The 19,177-nt window shown below is 33.4% G+C and carries 16 protein-coding genes; 13 read left to right on the plus strand and 3 right to left on the minus strand.

The genetic code is table 11. The annotated features are described in order from the left end of the window. Nucleotides 1–61: 61 nt before the first annotated feature. The 4 genes from ABWU35_RS04225 to ABWU35_RS04240 all read left to right on the plus strand — a co-directional run bounded on the left by ABWU35_RS04225 (nt 62) and on the right by ABWU35_RS04240 (nt 3,813). Nucleotides 62–1,822, plus strand: a complete 1,761-nt coding sequence (locus tag ABWU35_RS04225; RefSeq protein ID WP_319606735.1) for a DnaJ domain-containing protein — start codon at nt 62–64, stop codon at nt 1,820–1,822. 237 nt (nt 1,823–2,059) lie between these two features. Next, nucleotides 2,060–2,407 carry a ferredoxin family 2Fe-2S iron-sulfur cluster binding protein gene (locus ABWU35_RS04230; RefSeq protein ID WP_007302681.1) on the plus strand — a complete coding sequence of 116 codons (348 nt, stop codon included), beginning with the start codon at nt 2,060–2,062 and terminating at the stop codon, nt 2,405–2,407. A 7-nt stretch (nt 2,408–2,414) separates the two neighbouring features. Then, nucleotides 2,415–3,428: a hypothetical protein gene (locus ABWU35_RS04235; protein ID WP_007302682.1), complete on the plus strand. Its 1,014-nt coding sequence runs from the start codon at nt 2,415–2,417 to the stop codon at nt 3,426–3,428. Continuing rightward, entirely contained in the window at nt 3,412–3,813 is a 402-nt protein-coding gene (locus ABWU35_RS04240) for a cytochrome c-type biogenesis protein CcmH (protein WP_213863726.1), read from the plus strand. The genes ABWU35_RS04235 and ABWU35_RS04240 overlap by 17 nt, the downstream gene beginning before the upstream one ends. A gap of 59 nt (nt 3,814–3,872) precedes the next feature. Here the strand turns inward: ABWU35_RS04240 and ABWU35_RS04245 are convergent, their stop codons facing one another. After that, nucleotides 3,873–7,142: a UvrD-helicase domain-containing protein gene (locus ABWU35_RS04245; RefSeq protein WP_019236371.1), complete on the minus strand. Its 3,270-nt coding sequence runs from the start codon at nt 7,140–7,142 to the stop codon at nt 3,873–3,875. 74 nt (nt 7,143–7,216) lie between these two features. Here ABWU35_RS04245 and ABWU35_RS04250 point away from each other — a divergent pair, with 74 nt between their 5' ends. From ABWU35_RS04250 to ABWU35_RS04280, 7 genes are all read left to right on the plus strand, one after another. Then, nucleotides 7,217–8,083 carry a 4-(cytidine 5'-diphospho)-2-C-methyl-D-erythritol kinase gene (locus ABWU35_RS04250; protein WP_007302685.1) on the plus strand — a complete coding sequence of 289 codons (867 nt, stop codon included), beginning with the start codon at nt 7,217–7,219 and terminating at the stop codon, nt 8,081–8,083. A gap of 3 nt (nt 8,084–8,086) precedes the next feature. Next, the gene (locus ABWU35_RS04255) at nt 8,087–8,434 is read left to right on the plus strand and encodes an Mth938-like domain-containing protein (RefSeq protein ID WP_007302686.1); all 348 of its coding nucleotides are present in this window, start codon (nt 8,087–8,089) and stop codon (nt 8,432–8,434) included. Continuing rightward, nucleotides 8,428–9,237, plus strand: a complete 810-nt coding sequence (locus tag ABWU35_RS04260; RefSeq protein ID WP_019236370.1) for a metal ABC transporter permease — start codon at nt 8,428–8,430, stop codon at nt 9,235–9,237. Before ABWU35_RS04255 ends, ABWU35_RS04260 begins: the two co-directional genes overlap by 7 nt. Nucleotides 9,238–9,351: 114 nt before the next feature. Further along, nucleotides 9,352–9,534, plus strand: coding sequence for a hypothetical protein (locus tag ABWU35_RS04265; RefSeq protein ID WP_007302688.1), 183 nt, complete (start codon nt 9,352–9,354; stop codon nt 9,532–9,534). Between the two features lie 5 nt (nt 9,535–9,539). Continuing rightward, complete coding sequence (gene holA / locus ABWU35_RS04270) at nt 9,540–10,559, plus strand: DNA polymerase III subunit delta (RefSeq protein ID WP_007302689.1); 1,020 nt, start codon at nt 9,540–9,542, stop codon at nt 10,557–10,559. A 142-nt stretch (nt 10,560–10,701) separates the two neighbouring features. Beyond that, a complete protein-coding gene (locus ABWU35_RS04275) occupies nt 10,702–11,085 on the plus strand; it encodes a transposase (protein ID WP_012481752.1) in 384 nt (127 codons plus the stop codon). A gap of 144 nt (nt 11,086–11,229) precedes the next feature. After that, nucleotides 11,230–11,637 carry a transposase gene (locus tag ABWU35_RS04280; protein ID WP_019236369.1) on the plus strand — a complete coding sequence of 136 codons (408 nt, stop codon included), beginning with the start codon at nt 11,230–11,232 and terminating at the stop codon, nt 11,635–11,637. 231 nt (nt 11,638–11,868) lie between these two features. Here ABWU35_RS04280 and gltX read toward each other — a convergent pair whose 3' ends face one another. After that, nucleotides 11,869–13,203, minus strand: a complete 1,335-nt coding sequence (gene gltX, locus ABWU35_RS04285; protein ID WP_019236368.1) for a glutamate--tRNA ligase — start codon at nt 13,201–13,203, stop codon at nt 11,869–11,871. A 222-nt stretch (nt 13,204–13,425) separates the two neighbouring features. Here gltX and typA point away from each other — a divergent pair, with 222 nt between their 5' ends. Together typA and ABWU35_RS04295 are read left to right on the plus strand one after the other, a co-directional pair. Beyond that, nucleotides 13,426–15,255, plus strand: coding sequence for a translational GTPase TypA (typA, locus tag ABWU35_RS04290; protein WP_007302691.1), 1,830 nt, complete (start codon nt 13,426–13,428; stop codon nt 15,253–15,255). A gap of 333 nt (nt 15,256–15,588) precedes the next feature. Continuing rightward, the gene (locus ABWU35_RS04295; RefSeq protein ID WP_264685476.1) at nt 15,589–16,815 is read left to right on the plus strand and encodes a CCA tRNA nucleotidyltransferase; all 1,227 of its coding nucleotides are present in this window, start codon (nt 15,589–15,591) and stop codon (nt 16,813–16,815) included. On the opposite strand, the gene ABWU35_RS04300 is transcribed toward ABWU35_RS04295, so the two are convergent. After that, a complete protein-coding gene (locus ABWU35_RS04300) occupies nt 16,816–19,113 on the minus strand; it encodes a hypothetical protein (RefSeq protein ID WP_264685475.1) in 2,298 nt (765 codons plus the stop codon). Between the last annotated feature and the right edge of the window lie 64 nt (nt 19,114–19,177).

Raw genomic sequence — 19,177 nt, forward strand, 5'->3', positions numbered from 1 at the left:
TCTTTTAAAGACATAGTATTACTAATGTTATAAAAAATGTATCAAAATAGTGGAGAAAAAAATGCCTGATTATTATGAAATATTAGGAGTAAAAAGAGATGCTACTCATGGTGAGATAAAAAAAGCATATCGCAAATTAGCATTGAAGCTTCATCCAGATAAATTGCTTGAGGAAGTGAAAGAGCTAGATAGGCTAGAAGGAAAGAAGAAGGACGGAAGGCTACTATCACAGTCGGAAGAAGATCAACGGGCTCAACTTGAAGAGAAATTGACAAAGTTCAAGGAAATATCAGTAGCACGCAAAGTGTTATCTGACCCAACAAAAAAAAGCCAGTACGATAGAGGAAAGTATGAGTATGGGGATTGTAGTGATGAACTGGAGTTGTTGCGGGAAGAGATGAGTAAACTTAAACAAGAAGAGAAAAGAGAAAAATTTTTTAATGAAATATATATTATGTATTGTTCGAAAAGTCAAAAATTAATCGAAGAGAAAATAGAAAGGCTAAAGAAGAGTTTAAAAGAAATAGGCAAGATGGGCAAAGCTAAAGAGACTGAAGAACCAACTGAATCCGAATATGTAAGAACTATTCTGGGATTGTTGTTACATATCCAGTCAAATAAGTATGAAGAGTGTGATGATATAATAAAGAAAGTTACAATTGATGCTGGTGACATTACATTTCTAGTGCAAATTGCTATTATGTACGATCGTGTGGCATTTTTCAAGCTCTTTGAAGGAAGGATAGAAATATCACGAAATGAAATCTTAAGCTATGCTTATGAATACCAATCTGAAGAGTTTTTGGATTATTTTTTTAATAAGTACTTAGATAAATTAGATATCAACTATAAAGATAAAGAAGGAAATACAGCTTTACATCATACATTAAAATGGTTGGATTTGGGTAAATCGAAATACCAAGGTTTTGTCAAGTCACTTCTTAGTAAAGGTGCAAGGCTTGATGTTAAAAATAGCAAAGATGAAACTCCATTTGATCTCTTGGTCAATTATGCTACATACTTCTCTCGTAAGGAAAAAGTAGTAGAAAAATTAAATAATCTTTCGGTGGTGCTTAGTGGTTGTAAAACCGATGAGCTAAAGAAGCTAGAAGGTACTTCTGCGTTGAATGAACTAGTAGATACTATTGTTAGATATAAGCATAAAAAAGCTCTAGATCTTCTAGTTGAAAATAACATAAAGATTTCAAGTACTATTTTAGAAGGTATTGTTAAACACAATTGGAAAAAAGAGATTTTTGATTGCTTTTTACATAGAAAGAAATATAATTTTCAGGATGAAAATGGGAATACACCTCTACATCATGCTTTAAGAAACTTACAGCCCTATACGTCAATGCTTCGCAAAGTTGAATCACTTGTGAGTGCAGGTGCGAGATTTGATGTTAACAATGACCAAGGTGAAACTCCGTTTGATCTCTTGGTTGAATATGTTGAGAAGGGGTTTTATGGTCAAGCGTCAAGGTTAAGTTATGCTTGGAAGTTGTTTAACAAATGTGAAAATAAAGATGTACTAAGAGAGCTAAAATATAAAGATGGTACTCCTGCATTAGATAAACTAAATGAGCTTCGTATTAAGTGTCGTAATACTTCTATCATAGTTGCTTCTACGTTAGCAGTAGTAGGAGTTGCTTTAGAAGTAGCTATTGCAGTCTACTCAGGAATGTTAGCGTTAGGGATAGGAATTGGAGTTTGTTGTCTTGTTGTTGCTGCAATCACATACCATTGTAATAGTCCTGCAAATTTATTGAAAGATAGCAATGCTGAAGTTGCAATTAATCAAATGGCATTAGTAAAATTATAACTTAAGATCAGAAGAAATGGCAGATCAAGTTTAATAATGTTAATTCAGTAATATATTTAGTAAAATCTAAAACTAAGAAAATTCTATACTTGCAACTCTGTGAGATGCTGGTGGTATCTATCTTACTTTCTTGATAGGAATACAGATTACAAGAGATAGGCGATGGAATTTCAAAGAGTTTGCAAATAATAGTTATTATTTGTAGAATATAGAAAAGTTAATAGAGATTTTAATAGTATGCCATCCGTTACTTTTATTTTACCTGATGGAAGTAAGAAAAGCTATGAAGCTGCAGAAGGAGAAACTCTGCTTAATTTAGCCCACAGAAGTGATCCAGATCTGCTTGAAGGTGCATGTGAAGGCTCTCTTGCTTGTTCTACATGCCATGTGATTGTTGATTCAAAATTTTATGATGTTGTAGAAACACATAACCCTATATCTGATGAGGAAAATGATATGCTGGACCTAGCTTTCGGTTTAACAGAGACATCGAGGCTTGGATGCCAAATAAAAATCACAAAAGATATTGACGGTTTGTGCGTAACCGTGCCCAGAGGTACAAGAAATATATCATTAGATAAATAAGAGGATAATGCGTAAAATTTTTATCTATATTCTTATCTCCTTACCTTTGTTTATTCCTCTAGCTTATAGTGGTTTTTGGTATTTTTCTGCATTTAAGGTAAAAAGTCTTTTAACTGATTACATTAATGACGAAAAAGTTGATATTTCACATGATTTTAAGGGGTTTCCTTTTAACCTAGTTTTTCGTGTAACGAATCCAAAATTTTCTAATGAGCAATTAACTGTTTCATCTGAAGCTTTAATGATAAAAAACAGATTATTTGATAAGTCAGTATATATCTATATACCAAGCAATAAAGTAAACATTGCTGTCCGTAGTGATGAGAAAAAGAATATAAAGTGTCACACACACGTGAGTAGCCACTTTGTTGTTAAACTAAATGATTTACTATCTTCATTAAAATTCAACAGAAATAGCACTGTAATAGACTATATAGATACATTTCGTTACGAAGATTATGGATTAAAATGTGATGTTTTAGAAAATCAGCAAAGTGTTATAACTGAAGTGAATGATAAAAGTAATTACATTCAATTTCACTTTGATAAAGAACTGAATGAAAATACTAAACTAGAATTTGATTTTTATACTTACCGTTATAAACATACTGCAAGTCCTGAAAATTACCTTAGTGTCGACGCTAAATTAGATTATGAATTTGTAAACCATATTTCAGCTTCTAAGATTAATTTCAACATAGAAAAATTTTTGATTGAGAGTAATAACTTTTCTATTGCTGCGAATGGTGGAGTAAGTAATTACAATTTAGTTACATCTTCATTTGAAGATAAAATCAATGTAGCCATATCAAATTATAAAGAATTAATTTCGTTTGTGACTAATGATTCAAAGACTGCAGATAAATTGGAAAAATCAATATCTTCCTTATCAGAAAAAATCACTAATAACGACATTCAATTTTCAATAAAGTACGACAATAATGTAGGTTCAGGCTTTATTGGAAAATTATCCACTACTGATTTTATCACTCAATTCACCAAGAATGAGAATAGTAATTAGCTTACTTTTTACATTGATATTCCATTTAAGCATAAATGCTTTTACTTTGGATGATAAACTAAGAGACGAAAGCATGGAAGAGCGAGCAAGTAGCTTATTTGCAGTAATAAAGTGTCCAGTATGCTCTGGTGAATTATTATCCGAATCTGAGTCTCAAGTTGCATATGGTATGCGTAAGACAATTCGCAAGAAGATCAGTGATGGATATACTAACGAGCAAATAGTTTCAGAGTTAAAAAATTCTTATGGAGATTCAATTATCATTGTACCACCTGTAAAATCTAGTACCTACATTTTATGGTTTACTCCTTTTATAATTCTTCTTATTGGATGTTTTCTAGTACGAAAATCAGTTCAGAAAATAGATAAAGTAGTAAAAAGATAACTATAGAGTAAAAGTGAGTTTACAACAAATGCAAGTAGCTACTATACGAACATTTGAGTTTAGATCAAAGATTGTAAGGTTAAATCTTCCATCCAAATAACCACGCACTCTACCTGCTTATCTGGGTAGACTTCTTGCACTAAGGTTTTATAGATCAACATTTGCTTTTTTATTTCATTTGATGAGGAAATAGAAACGTTATGGTGTGATTTATAGTCAATTATGATTGCTTTGTCTTCTGTTATGCACAGTCTGTCTAGCCGCACTAATACTGGTTTTCCGTCAATTGTTCCACTAAGTGGAATTTCTGATTTGCCCTCCAAGTCGAACAGGTAATCATATTTTTCATTAAAGGTTAATATTTTGCTGTAAATTTCATCCTTATCTTCACTAGTGTTTATGCTATCAAGATATTTCCTAACCCAATTTTTTCTCCTGTCTTTCTCTATCTTGGGCATATATTGCAATATACTGTGAATTATTAAGCCTCTTGCATAGCTGTCTGTCGTCCCAATGCTCCTTTTTGTCATTCCAGCATTCTCATCTGTCATCCCAGTGCTTGACACTGGCTTTTTTTCTCCAGGTTCCAGCGTTACGTGCTGCAATGACATTGATAGGTTTGATGGAGGTGAAATCACTGGAACATCAAAATAATCACGTTTTTTATAAATAGAAGGGTAGTTTGCATTCATGCATAGCACTTCAACTTTTTCTTTAAATATCGGCTGTAAGTATAGTTTTTTCCTCTCATATAATGCTCCATATTGAATAACTAGATCATACCAAGAGCCCTTTTGCACTGGCTCTTTGCCTAAAATGTATAACTCATCTTCAGCACGCGTAAGTGCCACGTACAGCAAACGCAAATATTCGTTATAATCCTCTAGTTTTTTCTCTCTTTTTACTTGATTACAATAAGCATTACTATTTTTGCCACACCAAAATGGTGCTTCCGTTGCATCAAACAAAATATTTTCGCTGTTTCTTGGTACCGTATTTGTGTCAACTAAAAACACTATTGGAGCTTGTAGACCTTTTGATTTATGAATTGTCATTATTCGTACAGCATTGAGTTTTGATTGCATATCGTTTTTAATCTCAGGATTATTTTCTTTGATCCACTGAACAAATGCTTGAAGAGATGGGTGCTCAAATTGCAATACGAGGTTCATAAATTCGTCTAGAATCTCGAAGCACTCAAGACCTAGCCTTGCAGCAAATTTCTTCCTGCCTGTGCGCAATATATGAGTGAATAGTGTAAGGGGGGATTTTGTCTGAGATAAATTAATTAGATAGTTTAATTCATTAGAGATAATCTCCTGATAATCTTGAAGTTTTTCCCACAACGACTGTTCTTTACGATTGTATGCAATATTGAATAAATCATCCTCAGTGAAGTTAAATAGCGGTGATTTTAAAACATTTGCAAGAGCAAGATCATTTGCCTGGAGGAGCAAAAATTCAGCTAAAGCTATTAAGTCCTGCACAGCTATGTAATCCATAATTCTAAAATAATCTCGGCCTATAACTGGTACATTTACTTTTTTTAGTTCACTTATTATGTAATCAACTAACACATTTCGCTGCCGTACCAAAATCATAATATCCCTTGGTTCTATATGACGATCTTTGGCGACTAAAATCCGCCCTTCGTTTAACCAATTGTGAATTCTTTGGGCTATTGCCTGAGCAAGTAATCGATCCTTTACTACATAATCTTTCCTCTGTGTTAAATGAATTTGTAAGGCTTGCTGCTCTTCCTCTTCATATCCTGGCAGTAACGGCCAAATTTCAATGTATCCTTGATCGTTTTCTCTATATGGAATATGTTTTATCTTGTTATCATTGAAAGATATTTCTTCACGAAAATTGTTAAATATTCTGTCTACAAGCATCAAAACTTCTGGAGTTGAGCGAAATGACTTTTCAAGTTGACATGATACCCAATCTCTGCCACCGGTTTTCGTGTGAAAATATTGCTGCATGTAATTAAATAGATGGGGATTTGCTCCTTGAAATCTGTAAATGGATTGTTTTACATCCCCAACAACGAATAAAGTTCTCTTTTCGTCACCACCGGTAAAAAATTCATTGCAGAGATTTGTTATAATTTTCCATTGACTGATACTATTGTCTTGCGCCTCATCAACAAGAATGTGGTCTATTTTTTGATCTAGATTAAACAATATCCAATCTTTATAGCCTGGATTGCTAAGGAGATTTGTTGCTAAATTGATGATATCATCATAATCAAGCAGTGCATTCTTTGATTTTTCACTATTATATAGATCAACATATACTTTAAATATACTAAGTAAACTACTGGTTCTTCCGAATATTTGATAAGAATTTATGTCCTTTACATGGGTAAACAATGCATTTTGAATGCTTTCTATCATTTGCTCTACGTCTTCAAATTTTTCCAAAGCACCCTTTGTTATAATGGATGATATGCTCTTTTTTTCGTACGATTCTGATTTGAGAAATACTTTAGCTAAGTTCTCTATCTTGTTGTCATCCAAGTAGCTGACACTGGGATCCATATTTCTTTTTTTTTGGGTCCCAGTGTCAGCTACTTGGATGACAACATTTGGTACGGACGATTTTCTGCTATTACACCAATCATAAAGTATCGCACTGTAACTCTGATCTCTTTTGCTGCCCTCACTTAATATTTTAGCTAATCTTTTTATCTGCTCAATCGTTTCACTCTGTAAATCGTGAATCTTATCTGGGGCACTTAGTTTATCTTTGATATACCCTAAATTATTTTCTAGAGCTGATCTCTTTATACATAAGGTATAGAGCAAATCACTCAGCTTGTTTTCATCAAATTCAGCTGCAATGATATTTATATCGTCCTGCACAGTTTCATTATGAAGCGTTTTTTCAAATATGATGGAATGCAATTCTTTACATTCGCTCAACGTACAATTTGGAGCGATACCAGCTTCTGTAGGAAAGCTGGAGATTAATTTGTAACAAAAGGCGTGTATAGTTTGAATATTAAGACCAAGATTTTCCAGTTCAGAAAAAAGCCTTCTTGCTCTTGTTAAATAATCTTTATTTTCTCTGGTTACACACTGGGCTAATTGTTCTAAATCTGCGACCAATATACCCTCTGGATATATTGCCCACTTACTAAGTGTACTGTAAATGCGATCCTCCATTTCATTTGCTGCAGCATTGGTGAATGTTAAGCAGAGAATATTTCTCTTATTCTCTAATAGAAGTCTTAATACTCTGTCTATTAAGATCTTTGTTTTACCTGTACCAGCTGATGCACTTACCCATACAGAGAAGTTAGGATTTATGGCATTTGATCTCATTAGGAGTGTATAAAGTTTGACTGAAGTGGCATTTCAAGTATAGTAAATAAGATAGTGTTAGTGAAGATATACAGATGGAAAGTTTTTGTGTAAAGGCTCCTGCAAAGATCAATCTTTTTTTACATATTATAAATAGAGAAGAAAGAGGGTATCATTTAATTGAAAGTTTGGTTGTCTTTGCTAAACTTTCTAATTTTTTAGAGATAAAAGTAGGAGAAAAAAACTTTAGATATGATAACTCTACAGTTGAATTTGTAAATTCTGAGTTTAGAATAAATTATCGATATAATACTATAACGAGAGCAGTGAGTCTACTGCTTAGGCATGCTCCTGTACGCACTAAAGTCACTGTGAAGGTTGTAAAAAATGTACCAATTGCTGCGGGATTTGGTAGTGGTTCCTCAGATGCTGGAGCTGTGATACGCATGCTGGGAGAGCTTTGGAACATTGATAGGCAATTTTTAAATGATATAGCTTTAAGCGTTGGTGCTGATGTACCTGCAAGTATAGATAGTAAGCCAGTTTTTGTCAGAGGTGTTGGTGAGGAATTATGCCCCATTAAACAATGCTCTTTACCCACAAGTCTGGTACTTGTGAAACCGAAAAAAAAGTTTTTGAATACATCAGAAGTATTTTCCAAGTATAAAGAGGATTTCTCTCAGCCAATTAAGTGGAGTGATAACACTGAGGAGAATTTGTTAGAGCTTCTTAAAGAGACAAAAAATGACCTGCAAGAAGCAGCAATAAGTCTTGTACCTGAAATTCAGAATGTAATATCAACACTAGAGTCACAAGAAGGCTCTATACTTTCTCGTATGTCAGGTAGTGGTGTAGGGTGTTTTGGAATGTTTGATAGTGAAGAAAGTGCAAAAGCTGCAGCGGCAAATATCAAAAAGGAATATCCAGAATGGTGGGTGTGCGACACGGAATTAATGGTTTGATTTATGCCCTTAATTTCCAAGAAGAAAAATCTTATAGATGGTTACAGGGAAGAAAGATTTTGGGTGAATAATCAAGAATATCATGGCTCAATTATAATTTTTCCTGAAAAGGTGATTGAATTGAAAGAAAGTGATATAAATAACAAGGAGTATTTTAAATCTTTTTTAACAGAGGAAATAGAGATTTTGATAATAGGTACTGGTAAGATACGCGATTGTTCAATGAAGTCTTATCTTATGGAGCAAAAGAATTTAAATTTTGAATTTATGACGACGGGTTCTGCATGCAGAACCCATAACGTTTTAATATCTGAAGATAGATTTGTTGTCAGTTATCTGATAGCATGTTAGAGATATTTACACAGAGTTTTTTTATAAACAGTCTAATTGCGGTAATTATGATTAGCCTAGTCACAGGAGCTCTAGGGTCATTTATGATATGGCAAAGGTTATCGTATTTGGGTGATAGTTTGTCCCATTCTTCATTGCTTGGTATTGCACTTGCTTTGATCTTTAATATCAGCCCATCGGTAAGTATAATGCTCATTGCAATTATGTTTGCTATACTACTTTCTCTTAATTTTAATAAATTATACTCTGCTGATACGATATTGAACATAGTTACCAATGTAGTTTTATCATCGAGTTTAATACTTATGTCTTTTCTTCCATCAGGTAATAATAGTATTATTAGCTCACTTTTTGGTGACATATTAATGATTGACCAAAGTAGTATAATATCAATTTTTCTAACCTCCGTAATAGTTACTTTGATATTAATATTTAGATGGCGCTATTGGCTGATGATTTCGATTAATCAAGATTTGGCAACAGTTGAGAAAGTACATGTTAATTTTGTTAGGCTAGAATTTTTGATTATACTCGCTATCTTTATTGCAATTTCTGCTCAATTAATAGGAATATTACTCATTGCTGCATTTTTGTTAATACCTGCTGCATCAGCAAGACTCATTTCAAAAACTCCAATGCAAATGATTATTGTTGCAACAGTTTTTTCTGTGATTTCTGGAGTATCAGGTTTGATATTATCTGCAAGTTTTGACTTATTAACTGGACCTGCAATTATACTTATCGCAGCTGTGTATTTAATCATTGCTTATTTTATAAGATTGGTGTTAAGTAGATCGACTTAATTTTGGTCTCGGAAGTTCATAATTCATTAACAAATGAGTGTAACTATCTGAGCGTAAAGTAGTTTTTGCTACGTTGTTTTTATGTGCTAATTGTTAATTTGTGGAGTGAAAGATATGGCCGAAGGATTTTTTTCTAGATATATAGGACAGCCTATAAAAAATTTTTATAATTATGTTACGGGAAAGAAAGAAGTGTCTGATGATATGCAGAATACAGCAAATCAAGAAAGCTCAGAATTGTTGGAAACTGATGTGCAATCAAATGATGTACCACCAAATAGTGATAATATAATATAGATGGCATGAGAATCACGCCATCTAAAGTTAAAAAATTCCTTGAGAAACCCGATACTTTAAGTGGTGTATTAATTCATGGGAGTGACAATAGTAAGGTCGATATTTTTGTACAGGAAATAATTGCCAACTTGAATGAGTATTCAGTTCAGGTGATGGATTTTGCAGTAGTGAATAAGTCGCCTGGCTTGTTATTTTCCGAGTTGGCAAACATTTCGATGTTTACTAAAAAAAGGTTAGTTAAGCTGATAAATGTCAGTGGAAGTATATCTAAAGAGTTAAGAAACATATTGGATCATAATATAGGCGATCATTATATAGTAATGATAGCAAATGATCTTCCATATAGTTCTACAACTAAAAGTTATATGGAAAGCTCAAAAATTTTCGGTGTCATTACCTGCTATAAGGACAGCGGTAGTAATCTTTGTGATATTATATCAAGTTACTTGAAACAAAATGATATAGAGTGCACAAGTGAGATAATCTACCACTTGCAGTCTTATTTTAATCATAGCAAACTGCCTATATATTCAGAGCTTGAAAAATTAGTTTTATATCTAGGAAAAAGAAAAGATCTTAAACTTGCTGATATAGATCTATGCTTTTCAACCTCCGGCAATGATTATGTTACACTTGATAATCTGTGCTCTGCAATAGTGAGTAAAGACATGGGACAATTCATCAAAATTTCCGATGTATTGATATTACAAGAGAATTTTTCACCGATAGCATTAATCCGTATTATATCAAATTATTTTCTACGGCTAGAAAGCGTTTTGCTGTTAATACAAAATGGAATGAATGAACAAGCTGCAATTGACCAGCTGAGTCCTCCATTGTTCTTCAAACAATTGCAGAGTTTTAAATCTCATTTGAAAAGTTTGCAACTTTCAGAACTTAAGAAGATCTTAGAAAATTTGATGAGCTTGGAAGTGACTTGTAAAAGAACTGACTTGGACCATAAAATGATCTTTCAGCATGAGATTAACTATTGGTGTTATTCGTTCAGCAGAGTAGTAAAATAAGGTAGACGAGAAAAAACAACTAAATGTTGTCATGAAAGTAGCTGACACTGGGATGGCTTTGTTGCATCACTCAAGTAAAAAGAGCTAGCAGTTACTGACAAAATTCACTATAAGACAAGCATTTAACCTACGAAAGAAAAATATGTCACAAAAAATGAGAGTCAGTAACTGCCATGAATATAACAAATTTCTCCAAGAGAGGGGAAATATTTTTCATTTTATTAATGAAGCAATTGAGAATTGGTACGAAAAAGGTCCAAAAATGGCTGGTGGCAACTATATTTATAGCGATAAAGTTGTGATTTTAGTGCATATAGTCGCTAATCTCTTTAGAATTGGCTTAAGACAAACGGTAGGGTTTATAGAAGGGTATTTGCAGCAAATAGGAAAAAATTTGCAGATTATCAGCTATTCACAAGCTTCAAGGAGGTTTAGAAAACTCAATATTAAGATCAGTGACTGTAGAGTTAACAAAAATGATACGGAAGGTATTGAAATTGCCATAGATAGTACAAGTATCAGATAATACCCCTGGTCACAGTAAGGAAAATAGCGAAGTATCGCAGTTATAAACAGGTAAGAAAGCTGCATGTAATGCTGGAGATAGGTAGCAAAAAAGTCATAGCTGCAAAATATAGTAGAGGAGTTTATTCTGATCATTACGGAACCTGTGATCTTATTGAAAGAGTTGAAGCTCAATATAAGCACACTGTATGGAGATAGGGCATATAACCGAAAGAAATTATATAAATTGTGCAATGAACTTGGGATAAAGACAAAAATTCCTCTGCAAAATAATGCAGTAGAGCATCCAAAGTTAGACTATATGGCAGAGAGAAATGCTGCAATTAGACTAATAAAGTCATATGATAAAGATAATATAAAGATGTGGAAAAGGCAAATAAACTACGGAAAAAGATCTTATATAGAAAGTTTTTTCTCGCGACTGAAACAAATATTCGGATTTAATTTTCGTAACAAATCTGAGGTTAATCGTGAAAAGGAACTGCTACTCAAGTGTTATTTGCTTAACAAATTTACTGATTTTGGTATGGCTAAATTTGAAATAGTTACATGAATTTGTCGTAAATCACCACTACATGAAGTGTTATGCAACAAAGCCCACTGGGATCCAGAAATATGGGATATGTATAGAAGTTATTTTAAAATACAACGTTTTGGCGAGATTATGGATTCCAGTGTTAGCTACTTGAATGACAGGAGCAGAAACTGGAATGACAAGAAATCTAATATTTTCACATTTCCTGAACAATGCTTATTGGTGTCATTCAAAATACATTCGGTGCATTTAAACCTTTTGTATAATTCTTTGGCTTTCTTCTAACCTTGCAATAATGCTCTCTCTACCGATAAAAATTAATAATTTAGCGAGTTCTGGACCTGTTTCTGTTCCTGTTAAAGCGAGGCGCAACTGCATAAATAGATCTTTTGCCTTTATATCAATTGTCTGTCGAATATTTTTAACCCACTCTGATAATGTGTTTTCATTACAATCACCTTGAGGTAATGTGCTTAGCGCTATTTTTATAAACTCTTTATTAAGAACCACAGGTTCTATACCAAATTTGCATATTTTCCACCATTTGGCCACTTCAGAAAACTTTTCTATATTACTCCTTATAAAATACCAAAACTCTGAGCCAATTTGACTTAAACGATCTTGCACCATTTCAAATGGCATTTGTTGTAGCACTTTGCTATTTAGCTTATAAATTTCACTCAAGCTGAATTGTAAAGATGCTGAACTAAATTTTTTGATATCAAATGAGTCAATTAAAGACTGCATATCAATATAAGCTTCTATCGGATCAGATGTTCCAAGCTTTGCTAAATAGCTAGTTAGCGCCATTGATTCAATCTCATCTTCTCTTATGGACTTAATATCCAGCCCGCCTTTCCGTTTCGATATTTTGCTATCATCAAAGTGTAGTAAGGGAAGGTGGGCAAAGATAGGAATTTTCGCTTTTAATGCTTGAATCATTTGAATCTGAACTGCGGTATTAGTTACATGATCTTCCCCACGTACAACATGGGTTACATTAAAGTCAATGTCATCAATAACAGAAGGTAGCATGTACGTATAAATTCCATCTTCTCTTTTTACTACAGGATCGCTGATATGAATTGTTGCAATATTTATTTCGCCTTTAACTTCATCATTCCATTTTACAGTTTTATTTCTATCCAATTTAAATCTGAAATGTGGTTTTCGTCCTTCTTGCTCATAACGAATTTTCTCTTGCTCAGTTAAAAGCAACGCACCTTTATCGTAAACAGGGGGAAGACCTTGTTTTAATTGCAATTTTCGTTTAGTGTCTAATTCTTCTCTTGTTTCATAACATGCATAAATATGACCTTCTTTCATTAACTGTAAGAACACCTCGTTATAGCGCTCAAAACGCTCTGATTGCTTAAAACTTGAATTCCAATTTATGCCAATCCATTTTAGGTCTTCTATGATATTATCTACATATTTGATATCTGAACGCTCAAGATCAGTATCATCAAAACGTAGTAAAAATTTTCCATTTTGATTACGTGTGTACATCCAACAAATGAGTGCAGTGCGTATGTTTCCTACATGTAGGTAGCCAGTTGGGCTTGGAGCGAATCTTGTTAGCATTTAAATGATTACTTTAGTTTATTTTAATTTTATATAAATGTACTGCTAAAGCAAGATTCTTCTTTGTCTTGGTGTTAGTTGCTACAAAGTACAGCGAACATGAAACCTTTTTGTTAGAGTTCCATGATCTGCCTAAAATACTCTGAAAGCACGGCTTTAGTTATTTACTCTAAATATATTATACGTATACTTGTTATTAAATTAAATTTGAAATGATAAGAAATGAGTGAATTTAAATCAATCCGCAATATTGCAATAATTGCACACGTTGACCACGGAAAAACTACTTTACTTGATAACATGTTAAAACAAAGTGGCACGTTTCGTGAGAATCAAGAAGTTCAAGAACGAGTGATGGATAGTGGTGATCAAGAACGTGAACGTGGGATTACAATACTTGCAAAATGTACGTCAATAATGTGGGGTGATGAGAAAATCAATATCATTGATACACCAGGACATGCGGATTTTGGTGGAGAAGTGGAAAGGGTGCTCTGCATGGCAGATGGTGTATTACTACTGGTTGATGCTGCAGAAGGTCCAATGCCACAGACTAAGTTTGTGTTGTCAAAAGCACTAAAGGCAAATTTAAAACCGATTGTGATAATCAATAAGGTTGATCGACCAGACAGCAGAATTGATGAAGTACTAAATGAAATATATGAGTTATTTTTTAACCTTGATGCAACCAACGAGCAACTAGATTTTCCAGTACTCTATGCTTCAGGTAGAAATGGTTGGTGTGCTAAGGAGCTATCTGATGAGAGAAAAGATTTAAGCCCATTATTTTCAACGGTGATAGATTACATAAAACCTTCCGTTTATGATCAAAATGCACCTTTTGCTATGCTAGTTACTTTACTTGAATCTGATAAATTTCTTGGCAGAATATTGACAGGAAAGATTTACCAAGGAATCGCGCAAGTTAACTCAGATCTTAAGGTAATTGATCTTGATGGTCAAGTGGTTGAGCGAGGGAGATTAACTAAGTTACTCTCATTTTCTGGCTTAAAACGCGTTCCAGTAGAGCAAGCTGTAGCTGGTGATATCATTGCCATTGCAGGACTTGAGAAAGCTTCAGTTTCAGACACTATAGCAGCACCAGAAGTTACAACTGCGATCAGCTCAACTCCAGTTGACCCGCCAACAATGGCGATTACTATAAGCGTGAATGACTCACCTTTTGCTGGGCAAGAGGGAACAAAACTTACCTCAACTGTTATAAAAGATCGTTTATATGCAGAAGCAGAAACAAACGTTGCAATTACTGTAACTTTGGCTCCAAGTGGTGAAGCATTTGAAGTAGGTGGACGTGGTGAGTTGCAGCTTGGGGTACTGATTGAAAATATGAGAAGGGAAGGTTTTGAACTTTCAGTTTCACGGCCTCGAGTGCTGTTTAAAGAAGAAGATGGCAAAAAACTTGAACCTATAGAGGAAGTAGTAATTGATGTAGATGATGAGTATAGTGGAATCATCATGGAAAAACTTAGCTTTCGAAAAGGTGAAGTAACTGACATGAGACCTTCTGGTAGTGGCAGAACTAGGTTGACATTTTTAGTGCCATCAAGGGGATTAATTGGCTATCAAGGAGAATTTTTAACTGATTCTCGCGGCACTGGTATAATCAACCGTTTATTTCACAGTTATGCTCCACATAAAGGTTCAATTTCCGGAAGGCGTAATGGGGTTTTAATTTCAACAGACAAAGGCGAAGCAGTAGCGTATGCAATTTTCAATCTGCAAGATAGGGGAATTATGTTTGTTAAGCCACAAGATAAGGTATATTGTGGTATGATTGTCGGTCAGCATAGTCGTGACAATGATTTAGAAATAAATGTACTTAAAGGTAAGCAATTAACAAACGTAAGAGCTTCAGGTAGCGATGAAGCTATAAAGCTTACTCCACCAAAAATAATGACACTGGAGGATATGATAGCATATATAGACGATGATGAATTGGTAGAAGTAACTCCAAAATCTATACGTTTGCGTAAGAAGTTCCTCGATCCAAATGAACGTAAACGTGCAGGAAGGGCGAAGAATAAAGAGTAATCAACGTTCCTGATAAAAATCTGGATGAGCTACTCGGATAACACCATCATAAAGGGAACCAGTGTCAGTTACTTGAGCAGGTATTGGGATGACAAGAGAAGGCTACAAAGGTGTCATGCAAGTGGCTCATCCAGCTTTTTTATAATCATCGAAAACATTGTATTTTAACATTACTTTTATACTTATAAGTTTCTAGGCACTGGATTTGTTGTAGACTTACTCTATCACTTTACCCTCTTATTTTACCACTCTCCTGCCTATATATTTTTATATGAGGATTTTTGCAAAAGTTTCGCATTTTTTGTAACATGATTTTCAGTATGTGTAACCTAAATGCAAATTGATCACGAAACTAGTGTAATTATTGAGGCCATAGAGAAATTTGGTGGTGAGGCAAGGCTTGTTGGTGGATGTGTTAGAGATTCAATTTTACAGCGTGACATTCACGACATCGATCTTGCTACTAATCTGCTGCCTAATCAAGCAGTTAAAGCGTTAAAACTCCGTAATATAAAAACTATTCCAACTGGCTTAAAACATGGAACTATTACTGCGATTTTAAATAAAAGATCCTTTGAGATTACAACGCTAAGGCATGATATAAAGTGTGACGGTAGACATGCGAAGGTAGAATTTACTAATGATTGGCAAGCTGATGCTTCAAGGCGCGACTTTACGTTTAATGCTCTTTATGCGGACAAGCATGGCCATATATACGACTACTTTGGTGGCATTCAGGACTTAAAAACACGAAAGTTAAACTTTATAGGTAACGCTGAAGATAGGATTAAGGAAGACTATCTACGTATTTTAAGAGCGTTTCGTTTTCACGCTAAAATATGCATAGGAGATTTAAGTGATGAAATATTGGATGTGTGCAAAAAGCATTCGCACATGATTCAAAACCTCTCTGGAGAGAGAATAAGAGAAGAAATATTTAAACTCTTGGAATGCAATGATCCTGCTCCAACACTTAAGAGCATGCAAAAATCTGATGTTTTACAAAAAATTATTCCAAAAGAAGTAAAATGCGAAATTTTATCTTCACCACTTCTTATCAACACTAAACCTCCTATAAAACCCTCAGCGTATGTCCATACGCCTTTCCTAGATCCCACAATCGATGCACTAACAAAATTAGCTTTGCTTATTAGGACTGCTGAAGATAGAGCGAGTCTTGGGGAAGAAGTGAGCAAGTTTTTACGTCTTTCAAATAAGCAAAAGAAAAAGCTATTATTTTTATTATCAAACAATATTAAAACAGAGCTTTCAGAAAAAGAGCAAAAGAAATACATATCTTTATTTGGTAAGGAATTATATTGTGACTTAATGAAGATTTGTGGTATTGAGTCTGGAACAAATGTTGATGAGTATATTTTATTTGCCAATATATTCAATGTTCCAAAATTTCCTTTATCTGGGGATGATTTAATAATCATAGGTCATCAACCAGGAAAAAATTTAGGTAGAAACTTAGAATTGCTACGACAACACTGGGAAGACAGCTCCTACACTTTAACAAAGGAGGAGCTGATACTTTATGCTAAGAGCCTACTCTAGTTATCTAGCTAATCTCTTCATGTTTGATATAGTAGTGTGACTCATGGAAGAATTAGGTGTGTATTCTTTTTTAGCTTTATCTGTTAATTGATACTCGTTTACTCTTCCTTGAGTCTGATTACACATTCCCTGATCTGGGCATAAAAATTTATCTCTTATACTTGATGCTAGTTGTAACAACTCGATATTACTTGAAAAAAATTCCATTCTACCTTTTATTAACTCCTCCGAAACAATTTCTTGGAGATTGCTATTATCTTTGCTATGAAAGTTGTTCAAGACAGAATCTGTAATTGCATTAGCAGCTTCCTCATCCCAACTTAAATTTTTCATGCATTTTTTAATAGAAAATAACAGCTTGTCTTTTAACACACCATCACGTAACTCCTTATCTATATTTCCAATATTACAATATTTTTTGACAACTCCTTTAACTTCAGCTTCTATGATCTCACTTGCTAATTTTTTCAAATTATTTTTTAATAATTCAAGTAATTTATTGCTTTCAAATTTACCATCACTTTGATTTGATAGAGATTTTATAGTTTCACCAAGCACGTTATGGCAAAAGTGTTTTCCTTCAAGTTCAGGAAAACCTTTTTTCAACTCTCTATTTTTATGAGATAAAAATTCCTTGAGCTTCTTATTACTGAAAAGATCATAAGAACCATTTGAAAAGCTTGACTTCATAGAATGAAAAAGTGTTTTTTTTGTAGTAGATGCTATACTAATTGCATCTACCTCTTTAGTTTTTTTATCCATATCTTCTAACTTTGTATCAACATTTCTCTTCTCTTTTTTCAATTCCAGTAACTCTTGATTATTTAACTTTAGTTGTTTCTGTAACTGTTCTTGCGCAACTGACAAATTTTCCTTTAAGCTATCTATTTTAACTAACAGACCTCTTTTTTCTTCCTGTGGTTTTGTAATATCAGCTTTCGCTTGATATTCTGCTTGCTTACGTTCCTCTTGTAACTGCTCAATCTGCTTCTCTTTCTTTGCAGAAGTTTGCTTTAAGCTATCATCTATTCCAGCTGATTCCAACTCTTTACCTTTTTCTAATGTCTGTACTTGTTCTTGTAACTTTTTATTCTCTTCTTGTGAAGATTTTAATTTTCCCTCCAAATCTGCCTTTTGTTTCTTTATTTCAACGTTACTTTCTTCTAATTTCTGTGATTTTTCCTGCAATTTGTCAACTTCACTTTCTAAGACTTTTTTCTCCTCTTTAGCAGCATTTAGTTTACTACTTGAATCCTTTAATTCATCTTTTAGATTAGTCTTTTCTTGCACTAATTGTTGCTGAGTACTTTTCAATTTTTTTCTAAGATCCTCTAATTCAGCATCTTTTTCCTTAGCTTGTTCTAATTCTGCTTGTTTCTCCTCAAGTTGATTTTTTAATTCCTTTATTTTAGTATCATATTTGTTTTTCCACTCAATAGCTTTACTTTCTAAATCTGTGTTTTGCGCTCTTAGGCTTTCATTATCTTTCCTCACAGTTTCATTTATGTCTTTATTTTTATCAGTAAGTGAAGTAATTAAAGCGCCTTGTTTGTCTATTTTTTCCTCTCGATCAAGTATGATTTGCTGTTGTTCGTTATTTTTAGTCTCCATTTCCTTTTTCTCTTGTTCTAATACTTCATTTAATTGCGTTAATCTACCTATTTCCCCATCTTTTTCTTCTAACCCTACTGAGAGCATTTCTATTTTATTTGCAAATTCTTTGCTGCACTCAATTAATTCTTTCTGCAAATGTAATATCTCCTCAGACTTTTCCTTGAACTGTGCTAAAAATTCTTCTCCTCTTTTTCGTGCAATTTTTACCAATTCACTATAGTTCTTTTTAAGTCCTGCAAGTTTAGACTTTAACTCTTCATTTTCTAATTCTAAGTCTTCAATCTGCTGTGCTTGTGCTGCAAAAAATTTAGCAAATATTTCTTTTTCCTCTCCTAATGATTTTACTTGTTCTTTAAGTTTAGTAATTTCTTTCTCTTTTTTAGTTAATTCCTGATTTAAATTTGACTGATTTTCCTCCTTCTTACTACCTTCTTTCAACTTTTCTTTTAATCTCTCATTTTCATCCTTCAATTCCTTTTCTCTGTTAGAATTTAAAAGATCATCAGTCTGAACCACATTATCTGCAATATTGTAATGTAGGATACTCTTTGCCCATTGATTCCACTTTTCTGGCAACATTCGTCCAATTGTTTTTAGATATAGCCAAGCAAGCACAGTGGATAAGCTATATTTTTTTTCCTTTTGTTTAGGTTCGTAATTAACCTTATTGTTAGCATTTAGCATAAAATTACCTAATTTTTAAAGTATTGAAGTTATATATATTAATATAATTATTAAATAAATAATA

The organism is Wolbachia endosymbiont (group B) of Xylocampa areola, assembly GCF_964028205.1.
Lineage (GTDB): Bacteria > Pseudomonadota > Alphaproteobacteria > Rickettsiales > Anaplasmataceae > Wolbachia.

Coding starts and splice junctions, on each gene's coding strand:
- ABWU35_RS04225 (WP_319606735.1), top strand. CDS start 62: ATGCCTGATTATTATGAAATATTAGGAGTAAAAAGAGATGCTACTCAT.
- ABWU35_RS04230 (WP_007302681.1), top strand. CDS start 2,060: ATGCCATCCGTTACTTTTATTTTACCTGATGGAAGTAAGAAAAGCTAT.
- ABWU35_RS04235 (WP_007302682.1), top strand. CDS start 2,415: ATGCGTAAAATTTTTATCTATATTCTTATCTCCTTACCTTTGTTTATT.
- ABWU35_RS04240 (WP_213863726.1), top strand. CDS start 3,412: ATGAGAATAGTAATTAGCTTACTTTTTACATTGATATTCCATTTAAGC.
- ABWU35_RS04245 (WP_019236371.1), bottom strand. CDS start 7,142: ATGAGATCAAATGCCATAAATCCTAACTTCTCTGTATGGGTAAGTGCA.
- ABWU35_RS04250 (WP_007302685.1), top strand. CDS start 7,217: ATGGAAAGTTTTTGTGTAAAGGCTCCTGCAAAGATCAATCTTTTTTTA.
- ABWU35_RS04255 (WP_007302686.1), top strand. CDS start 8,087: ATGCCCTTAATTTCCAAGAAGAAAAATCTTATAGATGGTTACAGGGAA.
- ABWU35_RS04260 (WP_019236370.1), top strand. CDS start 8,428: ATGTTAGAGATATTTACACAGAGTTTTTTTATAAACAGTCTAATTGCG.
- ABWU35_RS04265 (WP_007302688.1), top strand. CDS start 9,352: ATGGCCGAAGGATTTTTTTCTAGATATATAGGACAGCCTATAAAAAAT.
- holA (WP_007302689.1), top strand. CDS start 9,540: ATGAGAATCACGCCATCTAAAGTTAAAAAATTCCTTGAGAAACCCGAT.
- ABWU35_RS04275 (WP_012481752.1), top strand. CDS start 10,702: ATGTCACAAAAAATGAGAGTCAGTAACTGCCATGAATATAACAAATTT.
- gltX (WP_019236368.1), bottom strand. CDS start 13,203: ATGCTAACAAGATTCGCTCCAAGCCCAACTGGCTACCTACATGTAGGA.
- typA (WP_007302691.1), top strand. CDS start 13,426: ATGAGTGAATTTAAATCAATCCGCAATATTGCAATAATTGCACACGTT.
- ABWU35_RS04295 (WP_264685476.1), top strand. CDS start 15,589: ATGCAAATTGATCACGAAACTAGTGTAATTATTGAGGCCATAGAGAAA.
- ABWU35_RS04300 (WP_264685475.1), bottom strand. CDS start 19,113: ATGCTAAATGCTAACAATAAGGTTAATTACGAACCTAAACAAAAGGAA.